This is a genomic window from Paenibacillus sp. V4I5, from assembly GCF_030817255.1.
In the GTDB taxonomy this organism is placed as follows: domain Bacteria; phylum Bacillota; class Bacilli; order Paenibacillales; family NBRC-103111; genus Paenibacillus_E.
This window is the reverse complement of sequence record NZ_JAUSZB010000002.1, coordinates 3,829,160-3,849,447: the sequence shown is the minus strand read 5'-3', so window position 1 is coordinate 3,849,447 and position 20,288 is coordinate 3,829,160. Positions and strand designations below refer to the sequence as shown.

At 43.2% G+C, this 20,288-nt stretch carries 20 protein-coding genes and 1 pseudogene; 14 read left to right on the top strand and 7 right to left on the bottom strand.

Annotated features, from left to right (window positions below):
* Positions 1-78: 78 nt before the first annotated feature.
* The 3 genes from QFZ78_RS19385 to QFZ78_RS19375 form a co-directional block, all read right to left on the bottom strand.
* On the bottom strand, positions 79-666 hold the full coding sequence (locus tag QFZ78_RS19385; RefSeq protein WP_307550024.1) for a guanylate kinase: 588 nt from the start codon (positions 664-666) through the stop codon (positions 79-81).
* A 157-nt stretch (positions 667-823) separates the two neighbouring features.
* Positions 824-2,875 (bottom strand): DEAD/DEAH box helicase, encoded by a 2,052-nt coding sequence (locus tag QFZ78_RS19380; protein ID WP_307550022.1) that lies wholly within the window; start codon positions 2,873-2,875, stop codon positions 824-826.
* A gap of 199 nt (positions 2,876-3,074) precedes the next feature.
* Positions 3,075-3,761, bottom strand: coding sequence for a YhcN/YlaJ family sporulation lipoprotein (locus QFZ78_RS19375; protein ID WP_307550020.1), 687 nt, complete (start codon positions 3,759-3,761; stop codon positions 3,075-3,077).
* A gap of 277 nt (positions 3,762-4,038) precedes the next feature.
* Between QFZ78_RS19375 and coxB the strand changes: the two genes are divergently transcribed.
* From coxB to QFZ78_RS19320, 11 genes and pseudogenes are all read left to right on the top strand, one after another.
* On the top strand, positions 4,039-5,055 hold the full coding sequence (gene coxB / locus QFZ78_RS19370) for a cytochrome c oxidase subunit II (RefSeq protein ID WP_307550018.1): 1,017 nt from the start codon (positions 4,039-4,041) through the stop codon (positions 5,053-5,055).
* A 27-nt stretch (positions 5,056-5,082) separates the two neighbouring features.
* Positions 5,083-6,954 carry a cytochrome c oxidase subunit I gene (gene ctaD, locus QFZ78_RS19365; protein ID WP_307550017.1) on the top strand — a complete coding sequence of 624 codons (1,872 nt, stop codon included), beginning with the start codon at positions 5,083-5,085 and terminating at the stop codon, positions 6,952-6,954.
* Positions 6,951-7,565, top strand: a complete 615-nt coding sequence (locus tag QFZ78_RS19360) for a cytochrome (ubi)quinol oxidase subunit III (protein ID WP_307550015.1) — start codon at positions 6,951-6,953, stop codon at positions 7,563-7,565. Before ctaD ends, QFZ78_RS19360 begins: the two co-directional genes overlap by 4 nt.
* A 1-nt stretch (position 7,566) precedes the next feature.
* Positions 7,567-7,884 carry a cytochrome C oxidase subunit IV family protein gene (locus tag QFZ78_RS19355; RefSeq protein WP_307550013.1) on the top strand — a complete coding sequence of 106 codons (318 nt, stop codon included), beginning with the start codon at positions 7,567-7,569 and terminating at the stop codon, positions 7,882-7,884.
* Positions 7,885-7,959: 75 nt separating this feature from the next.
* Complete coding sequence (locus QFZ78_RS19350) at positions 7,960-8,817, top strand: cytochrome c oxidase assembly protein (RefSeq protein WP_307550011.1); 858 nt, start codon at positions 7,960-7,962, stop codon at positions 8,815-8,817.
* Positions 8,818-8,826: 9 nt separating this feature from the next.
* Complete coding sequence (locus tag QFZ78_RS19345) at positions 8,827-9,288, top strand: DUF420 domain-containing protein (protein WP_307550009.1); 462 nt, start codon at positions 8,827-8,829, stop codon at positions 9,286-9,288.
* 122 nt (positions 9,289-9,410) lie between these two features.
* Positions 9,411-10,315: pseudogene (locus QFZ78_RS19340) on the top strand (ABC transporter ATP-binding protein).
* Complete coding sequence (locus tag QFZ78_RS19335; protein ID WP_307550007.1) at positions 10,308-11,594, top strand: ABC transporter permease; 1,287 nt, start codon at positions 10,308-10,310, stop codon at positions 11,592-11,594. The pseudogene QFZ78_RS19340 and the gene QFZ78_RS19335 overlap by 8 nt, the downstream one beginning before the upstream one ends.
* A 432-nt stretch (positions 11,595-12,026) precedes the next feature.
* Positions 12,027-13,619, top strand: coding sequence for an ATP-binding protein (locus QFZ78_RS19330; RefSeq protein WP_307550005.1), 1,593 nt, complete (start codon positions 12,027-12,029; stop codon positions 13,617-13,619).
* Between the two features lie 482 nt (positions 13,620-14,101).
* A complete protein-coding gene (locus tag QFZ78_RS19325; protein ID WP_307550004.1) occupies positions 14,102-14,281 on the top strand; it encodes a hypothetical protein in 180 nt (59 codons plus the stop codon).
* A gap of 425 nt (positions 14,282-14,706) precedes the next feature.
* Positions 14,707-15,153 carry a hypothetical protein gene (locus QFZ78_RS19320; RefSeq protein ID WP_307550002.1) on the top strand — a complete coding sequence of 149 codons (447 nt, stop codon included), beginning with the start codon at positions 14,707-14,709 and terminating at the stop codon, positions 15,151-15,153.
* A gap of 179 nt (positions 15,154-15,332) precedes the next feature.
* Here the strand turns inward: QFZ78_RS19320 and QFZ78_RS19315 are convergent, their stop codons facing one another.
* From QFZ78_RS19315 to QFZ78_RS19305, 3 genes are all read right to left on the bottom strand, one after another.
* Complete coding sequence (locus tag QFZ78_RS19315; RefSeq protein WP_307550000.1) at positions 15,333-15,503, bottom strand: hypothetical protein; 171 nt, start codon at positions 15,501-15,503, stop codon at positions 15,333-15,335.
* Between the two features lie 277 nt (positions 15,504-15,780).
* Positions 15,781-16,287: a hypothetical protein gene (locus tag QFZ78_RS19310; RefSeq protein ID WP_307549999.1), complete on the bottom strand. Its 507-nt coding sequence runs from the start codon at positions 16,285-16,287 to the stop codon at positions 15,781-15,783.
* A complete protein-coding gene (locus QFZ78_RS19305; protein ID WP_307549997.1) occupies positions 16,259-16,762 on the bottom strand; it encodes a hypothetical protein in 504 nt (167 codons plus the stop codon). Before QFZ78_RS19305 ends, QFZ78_RS19310 begins: the two co-directional genes overlap by 29 nt.
* 137 nt (positions 16,763-16,899) lie before the next feature.
* Between QFZ78_RS19305 and QFZ78_RS38605 the strand changes: the two genes are divergently transcribed.
* A complete protein-coding gene (locus QFZ78_RS38605) occupies positions 16,900-16,983 on the top strand; it encodes a DUF3502 domain-containing protein (RefSeq protein WP_373460463.1) in 84 nt (27 codons plus the stop codon).
* A gap of 11 nt (positions 16,984-16,994) precedes the next feature.
* Here the strand turns inward: QFZ78_RS38605 and QFZ78_RS19300 are convergent, their stop codons facing one another.
* Positions 16,995-17,885: a LysR family transcriptional regulator gene (locus tag QFZ78_RS19300; protein WP_307549996.1), complete on the bottom strand. Its 891-nt coding sequence runs from the start codon at positions 17,883-17,885 to the stop codon at positions 16,995-16,997.
* A 174-nt stretch (positions 17,886-18,059) separates the two neighbouring features.
* On the opposite strand from QFZ78_RS19300, the gene QFZ78_RS19295 reads away from it, so the two are divergent.
* Together QFZ78_RS19295 and QFZ78_RS19290 are read left to right on the top strand one after the other, a co-directional pair.
* Positions 18,060-19,439: a GntP family permease gene (locus QFZ78_RS19295; RefSeq protein ID WP_307549994.1), complete on the top strand. Its 1,380-nt coding sequence runs from the start codon at positions 18,060-18,062 to the stop codon at positions 19,437-19,439.
* A 24-nt stretch (positions 19,440-19,463) separates the two neighbouring features.
* On the top strand, positions 19,464-20,249 hold the full coding sequence (locus QFZ78_RS19290; protein WP_307549993.1) for a 3-hydroxybutyrate dehydrogenase: 786 nt from the start codon (positions 19,464-19,466) through the stop codon (positions 20,247-20,249).
* Positions 20,250-20,288: the final 39 nt, after the last annotated feature.

Below are 20,288 nucleotides of genomic sequence, written 5' to 3'. Positions count from 1 at the left end.
GCATCGTAGCCGCTAACTGTTACGTGAAAAGACCCGGACGAAGTTCCGTCCAGGCCTGTTATAGGCAGTTACTGCCGTTTAATCTAAATCAACTAAATTGCGATTTAAGTACTGATCCAACGTTTTCGTTAAATCAAACACGGTATGCGCTAAATCAACATTCTCAAACACATGATCACATTGATCACGGAAAGCTAATTCATCTTCGTAATAAGAGAGATACTTCGAAATGATTTCCTCAGAGTCTCCACTTTCTTTCATCCGTTTTTCAAGTTTATCACGCCCGGCATGAATGAAGATAAGGACTACGTGATCTCCATAAATCTTTTTGAGGGTTTCGGCGCCAAAGCGGTTCAAGATTAAATAAATGCTGCCGCTAAGCCCGAACATGTGTTCAATATCTGCACTTTTGATGCCGTACAAATGGTCATTAACCGTACTAATCTCAATGAATTCACCGCCAGCTTGCGCTTTAGCAAACTCGGCAGGAGAGATAAAGTGATAATCTTGACCATCTTCTTCGGTAGCCTTCGGAGGTCTGGTGGTGTAAGAGATGACCTGCTTCATGCCCAAAGTAGAGCCTGACATTTCTGCGACCGTCTTACGACCAGCACCGTGAGGACCGGTGAATACAAAAATCATTTCCTTGTCCTTTAATGCGTACATGGAACATACCTCCTTAATGGGAATTGTGGGGGGTAAATCCTACGTGCGTGCAACGGTATGAAACGATTTTTGATGAGTAGGATCACTTGCAGCCGTATTTATATTTTACAACGTTCGGGTTATTCGGTAAAGCCTTGCGTAGAAAGCGCTTCTTTTCTTAGCGCTTTCCGCCACGACCACCACCGCGTGGTGCGCTGCCGCGGGATCCGCCTGATTGCCCACCGCGAGGCGAGCTGGATCTGTCGCCACGCGGCGCTCCGCCGCGTGCTCCAAAGCTGTCACCGCGTGGTGCGCTACTGCGTGCTCCACGCTCGGCACTGTCGCCGCGTCCGCGTGCCTGGCCGCTGCGTTCGCCGCCAGCTTGACCGCCGCGAGGCGCGCTCGGTCTGTCTCCACGCGGCGCTCCACCGCGAGTCCCAAAGCCTTCGCCGCGCGGTGCTCCACCGCGAGCTCCAAAGCCCTCGCCACGAGGCGTTGCTGCACCTCGTGCTCCGCGCTCCGCACTGTCGCCACGGCCTTTGCCGCCGCGAATCGTGCGTGATGCACTTGCAGCGTCGTCACGCCCCGTGCCGGCATACTTGTTATATGGCGAATAAGACTTATCGCCATGTGGAGCAGAACGTCTGCGCTCTGTACCATCACCGCGACCTGCTGTACGAGGCGCGCGTTCGGCTTCTTCTCCGCCACTCCATGACTTGGTGACGCGTGCTTTAGCTGCATTCATGTTGTCGCCGCGACCTGGTCCGGCATTCGTTGCTGCTGGGCGCTCCTTATTCTCAGCACGTCCCCATGTATTCGGATTGCGTTCCGAGTTGACCTTCGCAGGACGTGGGCCAGTACGTGCACTTCCAGGTGCAGCGGTTCGAGCACCGAACTTATCGCCTCTAGAGGATGAACTTTTCGTTCCATACTGAACGTTGTCTCGACCGCCGCGGCTAGCTTCGCGCGCGCCGGATCTTCCACTGCGTCCGCCGCGCTGTTCCGCTGCGCCGTTTCTTTCATTGCGGCCTCCGCGTGATTGCCCACCGCTGCTTCTGCGTGCGGAACCTCTGCCATCCGTGTCAACATATTCCTCAGAGTTGGAACGAACACGTCTTTGCTGTTGTTCCGGACTTCTCAAAGACATACGAATCCCTTTTTCGATCAATTCAATGGTAGGCATATCTCGCTGCGTAGCAAAAGTAACAGCTACACCTGATTCTCCAGCACGGCCAGTTCGGCCAATACGGTGAATGTAGCTCTCGGCATCTTGCGGGACATCATAATTGAAAATATGAGTGACGCCTTCAACATCTAAGCCACGAGCTGCGATATCTGTTGCTACCAAAAGTTCGATTCGCCCGTCTCTGAAACGCTTCATGACCTGTTCGCGCTTCGCTTGAGACAAATCACCATGAAGCTCATCTGACATTAAGCCGATTTCCTGCAAAACCTCATTGAGCGCGATAGCCTTAGCTTTCGTACGACAGAAAATCATCGCTAAATAGGGCTTATATTCTTTAATAGCTGCTATCAATGCATCTTGTTTGTCTCGATCTGTCGTTGGAACTAGGACTTGTTTAATCTCAGTCAAAGTCACTTGTTTACTTTGAATTTTAATTTCCTTAGCTTCTTTCATATAAGCTTTGGATAGGTTTACGACCTGCTCAGGCATAGTTGCAGAGAAGAGCAGCGTTTGACGATAAGGGGATGTTTGGGCAATGATATCCTTCACTTCATGAAGGAAGCCCATATGCAGCATTTGATCGGCTTCATCTAATACAAGTATTTTCAATTTATAGAAGTTGATTGAACCGCGGCGAAGGTGATCGAGCAATCTTCCCGGTGTTCCTACTACTATATGTATGTTACCTTGTAGCTTTCTAAGCTGTTTTTCTACATCTTGCCCGCCATATGCGGCCAAAACCTTTGCTCCTGTAACAGGGACAAGGTTTTTCAGCTCATTGCTTATTTGAATAGCTAATTCACGTGTCGGTGTCAATATAAGTGCTTGGACATCTGGGCTTTCTACATCAATTGTTTCTAATATAGGAAGTACAAAGGCAAGGGTTTTACCTGTACCTGTTTGTGCTTGTGCGATAACATCTGTACCTTTTAATAAAACAGGAATCGCTTCTTTTTGAATGGGGGTCGGATCTACGACTCCTCCAGATTGTAATACGTGTACAAGACTTTCTCTAATACCTAATGAGGCAAATCCATTTGACATGGTTAATTGGCCAGCTCCCTTTTTTCTACTACTTAATATAGGGATCTTTGGTCATAGACCAAAGTCTCTCCTTGTTAAAGACGATCCCCTCATTGTACAGGAATGCCAGACAAATGAAAACAGGAGCCGACCAACAAGGAGTAATTACTACATTATATATAGAAGAAATTTTGCTTAATTCATGAAATGTGCTGCGACATTAGTCTTCAGGCAACACTTGCGCTGTACCGAAAATACGAGTAACTATTTGATTGAAATCAGTTAATAACGGCATGAGCGAATGGCCTTTCCAGCTTTCTTGGGCATAGTTGTTCATTTTATTAAGGAAATCACGGTTTGCCGAAATATATACATCCATGATGTTCGGTTGCAGCGTACGAATTTTCTCGGCCATGGCTTGCTTGAATCGGTGAGAAAGCATATCATGATGCACGGCGGTTTCATAATTATTGTAGCCATTGTTCAGATCGTTGGATGGCAGGTAATCATTGAATGGCGCATTATCATTATAAAAACCTTTGCTAGTACCCTGATTATTCGTCTCTCTGGTGGTACCCTTGGTACCTACAGCACTGCTATCAATCATTAGAGCTACGTAGGCATTCTGATCTGTAGTCATAACGATGGCAGTATTAACCCCATTCATGGCATGTAATTGATTAGAAAGAAATTGACTGTATTCGAGCTTCGTATTGTTGTGTGTAACAGGCCCATAGAGCTGTTGGGTTTGGTAAGATCGCTCTGTTTCCTCCGTTTTTTCGACAGGGGCGCCAAAATTCGTGTGATCGGGACTTTTTCCATATTCTCTTCCTTTCTCTGCACAACCGCTAATTGTCAGCAGGAGGAATATCATTCCACAAATCGGAAAACCTAACTTCCTGAGCATCAAAAGAGACCTCCCATATTCGTTGTAATGTTTATAGGATGGGATGTTTCTGCGCTTTTATTCGTGTTCACAAATAAAGGCTTTTATGCATAAAGAGGCGGGTGTATGGAAATAACCATGGAGGGAAAATATATCGCTACAGTGCGGTTTAAGAACAATTTGTGAACTTCCCTCCAGCGATTGACAAAAACTTTTCACGAATTTATAGTTAATAAAGTGAATTGACATGGGCATGGCCTTCGTGGTAAAAATATTGTTTTAAAGTGGGGTTGATACAATGAGTCGATTGAAAAAGTTATGGCGTCTGGTGCCTCTATTAGCGGCAATGACGTTCTTGCTAACCGGGTGTGGAGACCCAACCTTGTCTGCTTTAGTGCCAAAAGGACCTGTTGCATCCGAGCAGCTTTATTTAATGAAATTAAGTCTCTTTATCATGGTTTTTGTCGTAATTGTCGTATTTGCAATTTATGTGTATGTGTTAATTCGCTTTCGTAAGCGTGAAGGTGATAATAGCGTACCTAAGCAAGTTGAAGGTAGCCATGTGCTTGAGATTATTTGGACAGTCGTTCCGATCCTCCTTCTGTTAGTACTTGCGGTACCAACGGTGACCTACACATTTAAGCATTCAACGAATTACAATAAGGACAAAGAAGCGGTTCATGTCAAAGTAACTGCGCATCAATTCTGGTGGCAGTTTGAATATCCCGATCTAGGCATCGCTACAGCTCAAGAGCTTGTCGTACCTAAGGATAAAATCATTGCATTTGAACTTGTTTCGGCTGACGTAGCTCATGCTTTCTGGGTACCGTCCCTGGGCGGTAAAGTAGATACAAATCCTGGAATCACGAATACGCTTTACTTGCAAGCAGATGAAATCGCTACGTTCCAAGGTAGATGTACAGAGCTTTGCGGAGCCTCGCATGCCTTAATGAACTTTACAGTCGAATCGAAGACGGAAGCTGATTTCAACGCATGGGTAGCGAAAATGAAAGCTCCTGTTACTGTGCCGGCAACTGCACAAAAAGGGGAAGAGCTTTTCAAAGAAAATTGCATGTCTTGTCACGCTGTTAATGCTAATGGTCCTGGAGTTGCTCCTAACCTCAAAGGTTTCGCAGATCGCGATACACTTGCTGGGATTCTGGAACACACGCCAGAAAAAATGGCAGAGTGGATCAAAAATCCGCAAGATCTAAAACCAGGCAACAAAATGCCGGCTTTTGGTAAAGAAGCGAATGGCAAGCTTGATGATGCTCAAATTAATGATATTGTACAGTACTTACAGACTTTGAAATAAGCTTCTCAGGTAAAGGAGGTTAATACGTTGGCTCACTCTCATCCAGTAAAAAAATACAGCGGTTTGATGGATTGGCTCACTACAGTCGATCACAAGAAAATCGGTATTCTGTACTTAATAGCGGGCGGCTTCTTCTTCCTCGTAGGAGGACTTGAGGCCATCTTGATCCGGATTCAACTTGCATATCCTGATCAACAAATTTTTATCGGCGATACATTTAACCAATTAACAACGATGCACGGAACAACGATGATTTTCTTTGCGGCTATGCCGATTATCTTCGCATTCATGAATGCCATCGTTCCTCTACAAATTGGTGCAAGGGACGTTGCGTTCCCTTTCGTTAACTCACTTGGTCTCTGGTTGTTCATAGCAGGTGGCGTCCTAATGAACACGAGTTGGTTCTTGGGTGGCGCACCAGATGCCGGTTGGACAGGATACGCTCCATTGTCCTCGATAACAGATAGCGGTTGGGGAGCAACAATCGAAAACAATTTGCAAGGTACTGATTTCTATGTACTCGGCTTACAAATTGCCGGTATTGGTACACTAATCGGTGGGATTAACTTCCTCGTTACCATCATTAACATGCGTGCACCAGGTATGACGTATATGCGTATGCCGATGTTCACGTGGTCTGCTTTCGTTACTTCTGGGTTGATTGTTCTTGCTTTCCCTGCGATTACGGTTGCCCTTGTGCTACTTATGTTTGACCGCATTTTTGGCGGAGCATTCTTCGATGCAGCCAGAGGCGGTAATAACGTACTATGGGAGCATTTATTCTGGATTTTCGGGCATCCTGAAGTTTACATTTTGATTCTTCCAGCTTTCGGTATCATTTCTGAGATCGTTTCAACTTTCTCGAAGAAACGTCTTTTCGGATATAGCTCCATGGTTTTTGCAACAGTATTAATTGGTTTCCTCGGTTTCATGGTTTGGGTTCACCATATGTTTACATCTGGTTTAGGTCCAGTTGCTAACTCCATTTTCGCGATTGCTACAATGGCGATTGCAGTTCCAACTGGTGTGAAAATCTTTAACTGGTTGTTCACGCTCTGGGGTGGACAAATTCGCTTCACAACAGCGAATATTTTCGCAACAGCTTTTATTCCGACCTTCGTAATGGGTGGAACAACTGGGGTTATGCTTGCCATTCCGGCAGCAGATTTCCAGTATCATGATACGTATTTCGTTGTCGCACACTTTCACTATGTTATCGTCGGTGGTCTAATACTTGGTTTGTTCGCGGGTCTTTACTACTGGTGGCCTAAAATGTTTGGACGTATGTTGAATGAAGGAATGGGTAAACTGCATTTCTGGTTGTTCTTCATCGGCTTCCATTTGACATTCTTCCCGCAGCATTTCTTGGGACTTATGGGAATGCCGCGTCGTGTCTTTACGTACCAACCGGGATATGATCTTGAAGTAGGTAACTTGGTTTCAACCGTAGGTGCCTTCTTGATGGGTATTGGTACATTAGTATTCCTTATCAACATCATTGCAACAGCAAGAAAACCAGTGTCGGCTCCGGCAGATCCATGGGATGGTCGTACATTAGAGTGGGCGATTCCTTCACCTGCACCTGAGTATAACTTCAAACAAACGCCGCTTGTTCGCGGTTTAGACGCACTTTGGAAAGAAAAAATGGCTGGTAATAAAGAGATGACTCCGGCAGAACCTGTAGGTTCGATTCATATGCCTTCCGCATCGATATTACCGCTTGTTATGTCCATTGGGTTATTCATTTCAGGCTTTGGCTTTATGTACAAAAACTATTGGGTAGCTGGCGCAGGTATCGTAGTTACATTTATCGCAATGTTCTTACGTTCGGTATATGACGATCATGGTTGGCATATTGAAAAAGAAGAGCTTGAAGATGACAAGGGGGTAAAGGCATGAGTACTCATCATACGGGCACACTGCCTGCTAATCCGGAAACGGCTACCCTCGAAGGGAAAAATAAAGTCCTAGGTTTTTGGTTATTCCTAGGTGCAGAGGTTGTATTGTTTGGTTGTTTATTCGCAACTTACATTGCGCTTCGGAACTCTGTTCCGGACGGTCCTACTGCGGATGAAATTTTTAACCTGAGTATCGTTGGGTTGTCTACATTCATTCTCTTAACAAGCAGCTTAACGAGTGTATTCGCGATTATCGCCATGCACAAACATAAGCTTGGTCAATTGTTATTCTGGTTAGGAGTTACGGTGTTGTTTGGTCTTGCATTCTTGGGGCTGGAGATCTATGAGTTCGTTGAGTATGTGCACGAAGGTCATAAGTTCACGACAAGTGCTTTTGCAACCTCTTTCTATACGTTAGTTGGGTTCCACGGGGCACACGTAGCATTCGGAATTTGTTGGATTACTCTGTTGATTCTACAGGGATTCAAAAAAGGTCTTACGGTTGTTACTGCACCTAAGTTTTATGTAGCAGCCTTGTATTGGCACTTTATTGACTTGGTCTGGGTATTTATCTTCACAGTCGTTTATCTGATGGGGAAGGTGGGTCACTAAGATGAGCAGCAATTCTCATGATACACACGCACCTAGCAAACGAGTTAAGCATGAATCACCTTTAAACCACTACTTGTCTTACATTATCTCGATTCTTCTCACGATGTTGGCATTCGCGGTTGTTCTTTATGGAGACTTGGATCGTTCCTTTATTTTAATCTTCATCGTTTCCTTGGGTATTGTGCAAGCAGTTATCCAGCTTCTGTTCTGGATGCATGCCAAAGAAAGAGGACACTTATTCCCGCTCATTTTTATCGGGGCAGGAGCGTTTGTAGCTTTAACAGGAGTTGTTACAGCGGTATATTGGATGTGGTGGTAAGAAAGCAGGAAGAGGCAACTTTGTCTAGACAAAGTGCCTCCTCTTTTTTTAGTTGAAAGGAGATAGAGATTAGCTATGAACCAAATTGGTGGATTTTTCGAGTTGTGGAATCCTGTTATACTGTTGGTGGTCGTCGTTGTCGGATATGTGTATAGTCGATTTGTCGCTAAGGGGAATGGGAATTTCGCAGATGCCGAGCCAGTTTCGGATAAACAGAAGCTATATTTCTATATGGGGCTTGCTCTGTTCTACATTGGACAAGGGAGTCCGATTAACTACATCGGTCATCATTATTTGTTTAGTGTGCATATGCTTCAGCAAACTATTCTCTATTTAATAGTTCCTATATTTATTTGGTTAGGAACACCTGCCTGGTTGCTCCGACTTTTCATGAAAAATCCAGTCTTCCGCAGCCTACTTTCCTTTTTCACGCGGCCTTTGATCGCACTGTTTTTGTTCAACATGCTCTTCTCCATCTATCATATGCCTTTTATTATGGACGGTTTGATGAAGAATGATGTGTTACTTTTTGGTTATCATACGATGCTTCTGTTTACTGCGCTCATGATGTGGTTCCCTGTATTTTGTCCACTTCCGGAGCTGAATCGCTTGAATGACCTGAAGAAATTGGCGTATATTTTCGGCAATGGTATGTTGTTGACACCTGCTTGTGCGCTAATCATTTTTGCGGATTCGGTCATTTATGATATGTATTCGAATGTCACTGTGCCTTTCGCACATTTATCACCTCTCGATGATCAGCAGCTCGGTGGTGTTATCATGAAAATCATCCAAGAAATCGTCTATGGAGCTACACTTGCCTATATTTTCTTTAGATGGTACCGTAGAGAGCGTAAAGAAGATGACGATATGGATCGTATTGAGGCACAAGAGAGCATGAATAAACAAGGCGGGAATTGGAATCGCGCTTAGAAAGGATTTATGGAGATGCACATTTTACCAACTATTTCTACGATGTTTATCGTTATCAGTGCCATATTTGTTGGTTTCGGCTGGTATCATATTGTGAGAGGGAATCGAGAAACACATCAAAAGCTGATGGTTCTTGGAGCAATCTTCGCAGTGGCGTTTTTCATCATTTACATGTCCCGTACCTTGTTTGAAGGAAACACGGCATTTGGCGGGCCTGAGAGTTTGAAGCTGCCGTACCATTTATTCTTGTTCTTCCATATTACGCTGGCAACGCTGGGTGGAGTTCTAGGTCTAATCACATTATGGTTTGCTTACAAAAATAAATTTCTAAAACATAAAAAAATCGGACGAGTCGCCGCGATTGTATGGCTGCTTACGGCGCCTACAGGCGTCATGGTATATGTTTTGCTGTATTTGATGTATCCAGGTGGAACAACGAAGCCAATGATTGATGCAATTTTTGGCTTGTAAGGAGAAGCTGAATGTGTGAGTTTTGCTCACATCATTCGGCTTTTTTTGTTCCGTTTTTTTCCAAATATTATGGTAAACTAATTCATGTACAAATCCTGTTTTCTAAGGAAGGTGGTTAATTGGTGACATATCCTTTGATCGTTGATCATGTTACGAAGCAATACGGGGAAAAAGCGGCAGTGAATGACATCCAGCTTCGCGTAAAGCAGGGAGAGATATATGGGTTGCTTGGGGCAAATGGAGCAGGGAAGACAACGACGATGCGGATGGTATTGGGTCTCATATATCCGGATCATGGAAGCATAAAGTGGAATGGTCAAGGCTATCGGGAAGAGCTGAGACAGCTGATGGGCTATTTGCCAGAGGAACGAGGTTTATATCCGAAGGTCAAAGTTAGCGAGCAGATCATCTATTTAGCGGAGCTTCGTGGTCTTTCCCGTAAACAAGCCGATGCAAGTTTGAAGCTGTGGTTGGAGCGATTTGATGTCCCCGAATACTACAACATGAAGGTGGAGGAGCTATCCAAGGGAAACCAACAGAAGATCCAATTCATCGCTGCGGTCATACATAACCCGGAAATACTAATTCTGGATGAAGCCTTTAGTGGACTCGATCCGGTGAATGTGGAGCTGCTGAAAACAACAGTGAAAAGCTTACGTGACGAGGGAAAGACGATTCTCTTTTCCAGTCATCGCATGGATCATGTGGAGGAGCTGTGCGAGCATATTTGCATTCTGCATCGTTCCAATACGCTTGTGCAAGGCAGCTTGAAAGATATCAAAGCAACGTTTCCTAAAGAAAGAATCATACTCGAAACCGAGGAATCGATTGAAGGTTTAGAGCAGCTCCAAGGCGTTACTGCAGTTGAAAAACATCTAACCGGTATGAGATACGCATTAATGATGCTGCTGCGGCGCAGTATATTCTCAGACATGCCATGGCACAGTCAAACGTATATCGGTTTCAGTTGATGGAGCCAACGTTAAATGAAATCTTTATTCAGAAGGTGGGGAGCGCACATGAATAGGATCATGACCGTAATTCAATTCACTTTCATGACCCGTTTTCGGTCCAAATCGTTTCGTGTGATGAGTGTGATTCTGATTGTACTATTATCCATTATGATTCATTTACCTGCACTTATTGATAAACTTTCCTCCCATGAAGCGACGAAGATTGGTGTCTTTGGAGGCAAACAAACAGAGCTTGCTGGTAAGCTAGCGGCATTTTATAAAAATCAACCGAATCCGGATATTGCCATTATTCCACTTCAGGATGCGGGCAATGCTGCAGCGAATGAAGCTTTAGGCAAGCAGCAAATTGCTGATAAGAAGATCAAAGGCTATTTGGAATTTACAGATGCAATTGCAGCTGGTTTTCCGAAAATCGTATATAAATCCGAAGGCACGATGGAATTTTCGTTAAAGGGCAAGCTTCAGACAGCTCTTCAGCTTATTAAAACAGACTCGGCCCTACAAGGAGCAGGTCTCGCGGCTGAACAAAAGGCTAATATTCAAGCGCCGGTTTCCTTAGAGACCGTGCAAATCTCTACGAATGACACGGCATCGTCTGGTAAAACAGAATCCCAAATGGTGATGTCCTACGCGCTTGTATATGCGATGCTATTTATGCTTTACATGGGGGTAATCGGCTTTGGCAACATGGTTGCGATGGAAATTACAGCAGAGAAAAGCTCTCGTGTAATGGAATTGCTTATCACTAGCGTATCACCACTCAAGCAGATGTTCGGTAAAATCATCGGGATCTGTCTGCTGGCTTTATCGCAAGTAGCTCTGCTGATTGCCGTAATAGCTATCAATATAAGTCTCTCTGGCAGCAGTAAACTAATTACGGAGCTGCACCTTAATTGGTCCGATCTACAAATATCGCTGATCGTATATTTCTTAATCTTTTACCTCTTGGGGTTCTTCGTATACGCAACTGTTTTTGCAGCTGTAGGTTCACTTGTTAGCCGTACGGAAGATGTGGGGCAGGCCATTATGCCAGTCACCCTGCTCATCGTGGCAGCCTTCATGATTGCCATGTTTGGACTGAACAACCCGAATGCCGGATTCGTTGTTACGATGTCATTCATACCGTTCTTCTCGCCACTTATCATGTTCCTGCGAATAGGGATGAGTAGTCCCTCTATTTGGCAAATATGGCTCTCCATCGCCATTCAATTGGCATCTATCGGTGCTATGGCTTGGCTTGCTGCTAAGATCTATCGCACAGGCGTGTTGATGTACGGCAAACGTCCTTCGTGGCGAGAGCTGCGGAAGGCGATGCGGGCCTATAAGGTGTAGAGAGATATCGTCTGCAGCAGCAGCAGCAGATTCAGTCAACGAAAAGTAGTTCAGGCGAGAAGTTTTAGCGTAAATTCCGATTCAACAGATTTAAATACATCAGCAAAAGGAACGGTATTTATCAAGGGAGATGAAGGAATTCCTGATCATGTACAGATTGTGCTTTGATTGAGATCGACCCTAATGATTGGGGTGGTGTTGCTTTCTATATCCCTGACAAATGGTATATTTCAAGCATCATAAGAAGTTATCCCGAAAATGAAACGCAATCCATAGTCCATTAGAAGTTGGAAGAGGAAGAGATCGCTATAAATCAACGGGAGGCGGTACAGGAACTGTTGTGATTGACATAGTTTCAGCCCTTCGGAAAACGAGGGGCTTTAGCATGCAAGTCTGCTAAATTCAAGTTGTTATTAAATTGAGGAGAATCATATGAATAAATGGATCGTAAATTCCCGTCAAAGGTGTTTGGAACAGGGGATGGACCCCAAGAAAATACCTAAGCCGGGCTTTAAGTTGTCAACATTACAACTTCATGAAGAGAAGGATAAATATAGGGATATCCTTGCTGTCACCAAATATTTTGCAGAAAAAATATTAGCATTCTTGTCGGGGACGCCTCATCTAATAGTTGTCAGTAATGACACTGGCTACATTTTAGATAACTATGGTGACAAGTCGATGAAGTCGATGATAAATCAATTAGGCATCCAAGATGGCATTAAGTTCGATGAAGAATTTATGGGGACAAACGTGGTAGCTCTGGCACTTCAAGAACAAAAGCCTATTCAAATTATAGGTGCCGAACACTACCATACGATGTTGGAGAATGCAGCTTGTTACTGCGTCCCGTTCCATTTCACAAATTACCACAACCTCTCAGGTGCTATTTCAATCATGACTTCTGTTGAGCATCATAATCATACTTATTTAGCACTGCTTGCAAATATGGTGGACTCTATTGAGCGAGAATTGTCACTACGCCTCACCAATCATAATCAAAACCTCATACAGCAGCTTGTAGTCGATAATATGCGAAATGGTATCATCATGACGGATGAGAGAGGAATCATTACAGAATTTAATGCTTACGCAGAAAAAATAACGGGAAGAAATCGTTTGAGTGTTACAGGGACACCGGTTTTTCCATTTGAACATTTTGGAGGTTATTTCTATCAAGCACTCAAATATCGTAAGCAGTGTGAAAATATCGAGCTCACTTTTCGTTATTCATTAGATCAAGAAAATGTGTGTCTCTTTGATGTGCTGCCAATCTTAAATGAACGTGGTGAATTGCTTGGTGCATTCGCTCAGTTTCGTGACATCACAGATCGAGTAATCTTGGAAAAGCAAATTATTAACTCGGAAAAATTCTCGGCAATAGGGAAAATGGCAGCTGGATTAGCTCATGAGATTCGGAATCCATTAACCTCTATTATTGGTTTCTTCCAACTCTTACAGCAGTCTAATGATCAACAAAAATTTCAGAAATACGTTGATTTAATTAATACGGAACTTCAAAGTATGAAACAGTTGGTCTCCGATTTTGTAGTTATGGCGAAGCCTAGTACTCCAGAGAGAAGAGCAATTGATATGAAAGAATTATTGAAAGACACCATACGCTTTATGGATAGTCAAGCCATTTTAAAAAACACTTCAATTACAGCTATCTATGATGACGAATTAACGATAGCGATGATTGACCCTTCTCAGATTAAACAAGTACTAGTTAACCTTCTTCAGAACGCAATCGAATCCATTGAAAAAAATGGATTTATTAAACTATGTACTGAGTTAGTTCCTGATAATCAAGAATTTAAGATCATCATTGAAGATAATGGCGTGGGAATGACGAAGCAAGAACTTGATCAAATCGTTAATCCATTTTTTACAACAAAAGAAAATGGTGTAGGTCTTGGATTATCTATTTGTTACCGTATCATTGAAAATCATAAGGGAAATATGACAGCTACCTCTCGTAAAGGATATGGAACTCGGTTCGAGGTTACATTACCGCTTGCATAGTAAAGAAAGCAGAGGAGGGGAGCTTTTATTAATCAATGAAATAATATTTCGTTGATTGATTAATCGAATAACGTTTCAAAAGATGACGAACAATTTAGTAGACGGGATCCGTCTTCTTTTTTTGTTTAATTCTAGGCTGCCTCGATATGTACTACGTTGCACGGGATGTGCGGGATGCTAAGGCGAATCTAGCAGCCACTACGTTTGCTTGACCCAGTAAACATTGAGCAAACGCAGAACAATAGCAATTAAATAGTGGAAGCGGCAGTCTAGACACTTTATTTCACTCCTAGCCCGCCGCTGTTTCATTTATCGTCTCAGTCTTTTTGTAGGCTTCTGATTATCTAATTTAAAAAGCCGCGAAGGTTTTACAATTTCAGTCTGGGGTCAGCTAAAACAAATAAATTATTTGCATAAAGGATTGAGATATCGGAATAATAGTATCGTGTTTTTAAACACTAGCAGGTACAAAGGAGTCAAAAATGGAAAAAAGCGGGCACAAAACGGTTATCCATACTAAGGATCGAAACGAAATGAATGGTGATGAAGCAGCGATAATTCTGGATGGACAGGCAACTGAAAAGATTCCAAGTGAGCCAAGTCTAAAGGAACGAACAAAAGAGGTAATGGAGAACATAGGAACCACGATAAACAGTATTTGAGTTGAGGCAGGTCGTTAACGTAAGTTGAATCAATTGGATAACTTTAAAAAGGATTAATAACCCTAAGCACCCGTTGCGGTGCTTTTTCCTTTGCTTAGATTTATGGGCGGCCGTAACGACGTTGGCCTTTTTAAGCTAATAGGCAGTAAAGGGCAGAAATTGAAAAAATCATTCTTCTATTGACCGCATGTTTGATTAAATTTAGATGTAGTTACAAAGGATTGATTTTATGGTAATTGTAAGACTATTGGAACAGCAGGAATCAAAGTTCTCTCATCGCCCGTTTCATTATGCTTTACACAAGTATTCCATGATGACATCCCCCCTAAATAATATATTCCTCTAAACTTAAATTTCAAGGTATAACTTCAGCCTCTTTTATTAATTATATTGAAGGGTACACCCGAATAAAGGAGGCGAATAAATTGGACAACCAAAATAATATTCAAGATAAGACTAAACAAGTCGTTGACGCGGCAGCTCAAGCAGCATCGAATGCTGTAACACAAGCTGCAAACCAAGCATCGTCTTCTATCCAAGCACAAGCTTTAACTTCTCAAGCAACAGCTCAAACCGTAAAAACATTGAACCCTCATCAAACAGCTCAACAAGTTGAGCAACAAGCTCAGCAAACTATTCAACAATCTCAGCAATTGAATCAACAGGTACAACAACAATCTCAGCAAGTGACCCAACAAGCAACCCAAGCCCTTCAAACTGCGGTTCAAGCGGACCAATTGGCACAACAGGCTCATCAGCTCGCTGCAACTAGTGCACAACAACTACAACAAGCAGAACAAACCCTTCAACAAGCACAAAAAACTTTACAGCAAGAACAGTCCACTGCCACAACAATACAAAATCTTCAATAAAAAAGAATTTCCCTTCCTAAACTGGAGGCCACTGAAAAAGTCCCTCTTAAATGCAAAAGGTACAGAACCTCAAATTTTTGAGGTTCTGTACCTTTTTTCTATATAATTAAAGTATCAAATCGATTAGGTGAATGAGATGCTTCAACAACAATCAATGACAGGTGAAAAAAAGTCATTCATTACTCTTGATTCCCATCCGCTTCGGGGTAAAACGCGTGCTCAATATTGTCCATAATACCCTTGACCATTTCACTAATTTTATCTGTTGCTGCAATATTTTCTTGATCGGATGGAGTAGGAATACCTGCTGTCTCAAAAGCTGTTTGTTCAGTAATGTTTTTATCAGTCACGTTGAAACCTCCTTTTGAATTGATTTATCTATCCGTATAGTCCCCATCTATATACAAAATTACACACTGGATACAGACCTTGGTAACTTGGTAATAAATCTCGCATATCCATCCTTACTTTTGAGTAAATTCATACTGTTATACCTGGGCAAGTGCAATAAATCCTCTAGTATAAACGGGTATAGTTCATCCTTAAGTTCATCAAAGTTCTTCTTATCGCAACCTCGGGATGAGCGCTATGCAAGTGTCAACGAATTTTACGAGGACTGGCGGCGAGTTACTTTTTCCGTTCCGGCACGTAACGCTGCACAAAGCGAAATACCAGAAGGTTCAAGGCAAAAATGATCAAATAGATCGGACCCGAGTACCACAGCTTCCAGCCCTTATAGGTAAAGGCGTGAAACCAATAGGTTGAGATTCCTTCGAGCCCAACCGTTAATAGGCTGAATAAGAAAATATATCCGAAGAGACGCCATCCCGCAGGCATCCATTTTTTATAAAAGTGCAGCATGAAAAAAGGTGTAGGCGGATAGGTAAACAGATAGAGAATGATATCGAACCACTCGAATTCTGGCCGATCGCCGAAATCGTAAAGATCGAATGGCTTGACGCCGATGGAAAAATCGGCTGTAAATGCCAGCAATCCGTTAAACAGCCAAATGATAAATATGCTGACGAGAGACAGGCGGTTCGGCAGCAGCAAGAAAATACCCCACGAAAACACGGATATGATCAGGATGAACCATTCGTTTGCATCAAAGCGAATCGGAGGATACAGGATCATCGGACACCTCCTGCCATCGTAAAAATTTTCGCAATAACGCGAGAAACATAATGTAAATGGCAAGTAACGCAACATCTCTGATCCATACGTATTCCCATTTCCATTTAACAAATTGAACGGTGCCGCTTAGATGATACAAATACTGCACGCCCCAAAGGAGAACAACGGTGACTGCCAATGCTATCGCTTTAAGAAAAGGCTTTCCTGATTTGGAAAAGAGCACAAATAAACCAAACAGAATAAGGAGTGGAGCGAGGATAATCTGTTCCAGCTTCAATGCAATAAATTCGAACGGATTGTCACTCACATTCAACAGCCGCAGGTTCACGGTCAGTATGGCATAGGAGAACTGCTCTAGGGAAGCTACTAATAAGCCGCACGACAATATTTCCAGCGGATGCAGCGTCTTCCGTAGAACAGGAATCAATGCGATGCCGATCATGCTGATAAAAAAAGCGATAAGGAGAGTCGGCATTACAGGGTCCCCTTTCAGGTTGCGATTATCTTCTTACCATGCTCCAATTAATGGGGAAATATGTAACTTCGCGGTGTAGAGAGCTCAGGGTGCTTTTGGTTTTTGTAGGTTTTGTCGGGTGACAAGAACATAGTCCGATGAAGTTTAAATCGGCTGGTATGGATAAAGTTATCCAAGAAGCTCAGAAACAGTATAATGAATGGAAGAAGTCGAATAAATAAGGCTAGATACGTCAGGTTTCTGTCTCCGACAGCTCTTGGCTAAACGAAATAAACTCACGCATAGCATATGAGACGTAGTGATCCTTCGGCCAAATAATAACTAGATTCCAGGGAATAGAAGGCTCTGTTAAAGGTAACGTAAGTACTTCGGGACAAGTGATTTTACTGCAAATCGTCTCGGGTATGATGGAGATACCTGCATTCGAAGCAACCATTTCAGCCAAAAGGTCCCACTGCGAGCTTTCGTAGACAACGGAAGGATCGAATCCAACGGATCGACAGGCATGAATGACATGGTTTCGAACGGCATAGCCGCTTGGGAACAGGATAAAGGGTTCATTTCTAAGCTGCAAAAGAGATACGCTGGATTGCTCAGCTAGTGGATGAGAACGATGGATGATGAGCGCTAATTTTTGAAAGAGAAAAGGCAAGGTTTCAAAGTTAGACGTGTCTACAGGCCCAACCACAACTCCGAGATCAAGCTTTCGATTTTGCACAAGGTTTTCTACATTTTTAGCGCCTTCTTCGACAAGTTGGAAATGGATATTCGGATGTTTAATTTGGAACTTTGCGATAACTCGTGTAAAGAAAACGGAACCAACTACTGGGGGCAACCCGATGGTAATGGTTCCTTTTTTTAGGTTGGAGACATCATCTAATAGGTGATGAAGATCTTGGACAGCCTGAACGATGACTTGAATTTGTTGAACGGCGATCTCTCCCGAGTCGGTCAATTGGACATACTTACCTGAACGATCAAATAAAGTAGCGCCTAGTTCTTCTTCTATATTTTTCACCATTTTACTCAGTGTTGGTTGTGTGAGGTGAAGGGCTTCGGCCGCTTTGGTAAAATTCATATGTTTAGCAATTTCAAGCAGATAAGTTAACTGGCGTAAATCCAAAGGATCATCCCTCCCCGACCTATAACATTTTTTCATGATGGTCATTCCAAATATGAATTTTACCTCTTGAGAATCAGCATGTAAACTGAAATTAATCCAAATGTAATTTAAACGGTTTATTCATACCAGACAAGTTGGAAGCGCTTTACAAATGACATTAAAGGAGAACAAAACATGTTTATTGAGATTGTAGCGATTGTGTTATCCTTGGGCCTTCTAATGTTTTTTGCTTACAGAGGCTACCCAGTCATCGTGTTCGCACCTATTTTCACCTTGCTGGCTGTATTGATTTCGGGAATTGCTTTAATGCCAAGCTATACAGAAGTGTATATGGTGAACGCAGCGAATTATGTGAAAAACTTTTTCCCGATTTTCCTATTGGGAGCTGTGTTCGGTAAAGTGATGGAATTGAACGGTGCAGCATCCTCCATTGCGCAATCGTTAGTGAAGGCATTGGGATCCAAAAGAGCGATGCTTTCCGTAGTTCTTGCGTGTGGTATCTTAACGTACGGTGGTGTTTCTTTATTTGTGGTAGCGTTTGCAGTGTATCCTTTCGCTGTTTCGATCTTCCGAGAAGCCAATATTCCAAAAAGATTGATTCCCGGTACGATTGCTTTAGGAGCATTTACTTTTACAATGGATGCGCTTCCAGGTTCACCGCAAATTCAGAATATTATTCCTACAACTTATTTCGGAACGGATTCTTACGCGGCTCCAATCCTTGGTATTATCGGCGGCCTTATCGTATTTGGCTTAGGGCTGTTCTGGTTGGAACGCAGACGTAAACAAGCAGAAGCTGCTGGTGAAGGCTATGGTTTAGGACATAAGAATGAGCCTGAGGGGCTAGAGAATCAGAAGTATCCTAAGCTTTGGGTGTCCATCATTCCGTTAGTACTGGTCTTGGTATTTAACTATTTGCTGAGCAGAGGTTTCTTAACAGTAAACAACTGGTATTCAGCAGAACTTTTGAAAACGTTTAATATTGCCAACGTAAAAACGGTGTCGTCTTCCTGGGCGCTAATTGTGGCCTTATGCATTGGTATCCTGTCTGCGATATGCATTAATGCGCGTGTTGTTCAAAGTAAATTGGCAGCAGGCTTGACTGCTGCAGCAATGGGAGCGCTGCTTGCAATATTCAATACAGCATCAGAGGTTGGTTTCGGTAATGTTGTAAAAACCCTACCCGGATTCAAAGCTATCCAAGGTTGGATTCTAGGCTTAAGTTCTCATCCGCTTATCTCGGAAGCTATTTCTGTTAATGTGTTGGCAGGTGTAACGGGCTCAGCATCAGGAGGTCTATCCATCGCCTTGGAAGTCATGGGGAAACAATATTTGGCGGCAGCAAGCGCAGCAGGAATTAGCCCCGAATTGTTACACCGAATTGCTTCGATGGCTTCAGGAGGGATGGATACGCTCCCTCATAATGGTGCAGTTATCACACTCCTTGCCATTACAGGTCTCACACATCGACAATCGTACAAGGATATCTTCGCAATTACGGTTATCAAAACAGCAGCGGTTCTAGTGCTCGCGATCATTTTATCGATTTTTTAAAAGTTAAAGATGGAGGTATGCGCAATGACTAGGTTCTTGGAAAATAGAGTTGCTTTGATAACGGGAGCTGCAAGCGGTATCGGTCTTGAAATTGCTCGTACTTATGCACGGGAAGGGGCCAAGGTGGTCATTTCCGACATAAATGGAGAACAAGCGAATTTGGCTGCACAGAAGTTGCAGCAAGAAGGCTTTGAAGCTATAGGTGTCAAATGCGATGTAACGCAGGAGCAGCAATTTGTCGAAGCCATTGAAACCGTGGTTCAAACCTATAAGAGACTTGACATCCTCGTTAATAATGCAGGATTACAGCATGTTGCACCCATTGAGGATTTCCCTGTAGAAAAGTTTGAATTCATGATAAAGGTGATGCTGACAGGTGCTTTTATCGGCATCAAGCATGCGTTCCCTATCATGAAGGAACAAGGCTTTGGCCGGATCATTAATATGGCTTCGATCAACGGAGTCATTGGATTTGCAGGCAAAGCTGCCTATAACAGCGCAAAGCATGGGCTGATTGGTTTGACGAAAGTAGCAGCACTCGAAGGTGCTCCCCACGGCATCACAGTGAACGCACTGTGCCCGGGTTATGTAGATACACCGCTCGTTAGAGGGCAGTTACAGGACTTGGCGAAAACGCGCAATGTTCCTTTAGAAAGTGTCCTTGAAGAAGTTATTTACCCTTTGGTTCCACAAAGACGCCTCTTAGCTGTTGAGGAAATTGCTGACTATGCGATGTTAATTGCAAGCGATAAATTACGAGGTGTAACGGGAGCTTCCCTATTAATCGACGGGGGTTACACGGCACAGTAGAGATAGAACAACCTAGGGATAGGAATAGGAGATGAATCA

Excerpts from the sequence above, each read along its gene's own strand:
- QFZ78_RS38605 (WP_373460463.1), top strand. The coding sequence starts at position 16,900 with ATGAAGTTTAAATCGGCTGGTATGGATAAAGTTATCCAAGAAGCTCAG.
- QFZ78_RS19310 (WP_307549999.1), bottom strand. The coding sequence starts at position 16,287 with ATGATCCTGTATCCTCCGATTCGCTTTGATGCAAACGAATGGTTCATC.
- QFZ78_RS19350 (WP_307550011.1), top strand. The coding sequence starts at position 7,960 with ATGAACCAAATTGGTGGATTTTTCGAGTTGTGGAATCCTGTTATACTG.
- QFZ78_RS19330 (WP_307550005.1), top strand. The coding sequence starts at position 12,027 with ATGAATAAATGGATCGTAAATTCCCGTCAAAGGTGTTTGGAACAGGGG.
- QFZ78_RS19360 (WP_307550015.1), top strand. The coding sequence starts at position 6,951 with ATGAGTACTCATCATACGGGCACACTGCCTGCTAATCCGGAAACGGCT.
- QFZ78_RS19295 (WP_307549994.1), top strand. The coding sequence starts at position 18,060 with ATGTTTATTGAGATTGTAGCGATTGTGTTATCCTTGGGCCTTCTAATG.
- QFZ78_RS19290 (WP_307549993.1), top strand. The coding sequence starts at position 19,464 with ATGACTAGGTTCTTGGAAAATAGAGTTGCTTTGATAACGGGAGCTGCA.
- QFZ78_RS19375 (WP_307550020.1), bottom strand. The coding sequence starts at position 3,761 with ATGCTCAGGAAGTTAGGTTTTCCGATTTGTGGAATGATATTCCTCCTG.
- coxB (WP_307550018.1), top strand. The coding sequence starts at position 4,039 with ATGAGTCGATTGAAAAAGTTATGGCGTCTGGTGCCTCTATTAGCGGCA.
- QFZ78_RS19305 (WP_307549997.1), bottom strand. The coding sequence starts at position 16,762 with ATGCCGACTCTCCTTATCGCTTTTTTTATCAGCATGATCGGCATCGCA.
- QFZ78_RS19385 (WP_307550024.1), bottom strand. The coding sequence starts at position 666 with ATGTACGCATTAAAGGACAAGGAAATGATTTTTGTATTCACCGGTCCT.
- QFZ78_RS19335 (WP_307550007.1), top strand. The coding sequence starts at position 10,308 with ATGAATAGGATCATGACCGTAATTCAATTCACTTTCATGACCCGTTTT.
- QFZ78_RS19355 (WP_307550013.1), top strand. The coding sequence starts at position 7,567 with ATGAGCAGCAATTCTCATGATACACACGCACCTAGCAAACGAGTTAAG.
- QFZ78_RS19325 (WP_307550004.1), top strand. The coding sequence starts at position 14,102 with ATGGAAAAAAGCGGGCACAAAACGGTTATCCATACTAAGGATCGAAAC.
- QFZ78_RS19380 (WP_307550022.1), bottom strand. The coding sequence starts at position 2,875 with ATGTCAAATGGATTTGCCTCATTAGGTATTAGAGAAAGTCTTGTACAC.
- QFZ78_RS19345 (WP_307550009.1), top strand. The coding sequence starts at position 8,827 with ATGGAGATGCACATTTTACCAACTATTTCTACGATGTTTATCGTTATC.